Origin of the sequence: Kamptonema formosum PCC 10802, from assembly GCF_000332335.1 — a bacterium.
GTDB lineage: Bacteria > Cyanobacteriota > Cyanobacteriia > Cyanobacteriales > Oscillatoriaceae > Oscillatoria.
In genome coordinates, this window is sequence record NZ_KB235948.1 from 3,826,839 (window position 1) to 3,828,067 (window position 1,229).

The following is a 1,229-nucleotide window of genomic DNA, read 5'->3' on the forward strand; positions in this document are numbered from 1 at the left end:
ATCGCGATCCGAACTTTCTGGGTGGGGGGGGAAGGCATGCATCAGGGAAAGGTGGGGAGCTGCCGGTGAGAGGTTTGGGGAGTTGTTCAATTGTCAGGATCTGGCATATCTTGCCACCGGCACTCTGACTTGGGCATATTAACAGTGTAAAGCGTCAGCCCCCGTCCATCACTGACGCCTGGACACCAACCGCCAGGGATTTGATACAAATTAGTCGGATTTGGTCTGAATACAAAAGCTGGAAATCATTGATATAAGCGCTTTGGCGGCATAAAATTAGACGTTTTCTGTTTAATTAGTTTCAACCGGCCCGCCGGAGGGGAGGAGAAAGATGAGCTTCCTGACGCCCCGCCTCGGGGAGTCAATCCAGATTAATTAAACGGATTTTGTATAAGAATAAAGCCTGTAAACCTTACTGGCTGTAAATCTCCAGATTGAGAATTAGACAAAATCCGGTTAATCACAATATGAACATCCTGCAGCGGGGTGGCTTAGCTTAAGGCATGCATCAGGGAAAGGTGGGGAGCTGCCGGTGAGAGATCCACACTCAGGAGAGGACATATCTTGCCACCGGCACTCTGACTCGGGCATATTAACAGTGTAAGGCGTCAGCCCCCTTTTGAGTGGTGCCCACTCCCAGGCTTCCATACAAATCAACCGGATTTTGTATAGATAAGATAGCTATAACCTATAATAGGTATGGCTTGCGCGTTACAGAATTAGACAAAATCCGGTTAATCGCGATCCGAACTTTCTGGGTGGCGGGGTTAAGGCATGCATCAGGGGAAGGCGGGGAGTTGCCGGTGAGAGGTTTGGGGAGTTGTTCAATTGTCAGGATCTGGCATATCTTGCCACCGGCACTCTGACTCGGGCATATTAACAGTGTAAGGCGTCAGCCCCCTTTTGAGTGGTGCCCACTCCCAGGCTTCCATACAAATCAACCGGATTTTGTATAGATAAGATAGCTATAAGCTATAATAGGTATGGCTTGCGCGTTACAAAATTAGACAAAATCCGGTTAATCGCGATCCGAACTTTCTGGGTGGCGGGGTTAAGGCATGCATCAGGGGAAGGCGGGGAGTTGCCGGTGAGAGGTTTGGGGAGTTGTTCAATTGTCAGGATCTGGCATATCTTGCCACCGGCACTCTGACTTGGGCATATTAACAGTGTAAAGCGTCAGCCCCCGTCCATCACTGACGCCTGGACACTAACCGCCAGGGATTTGATAC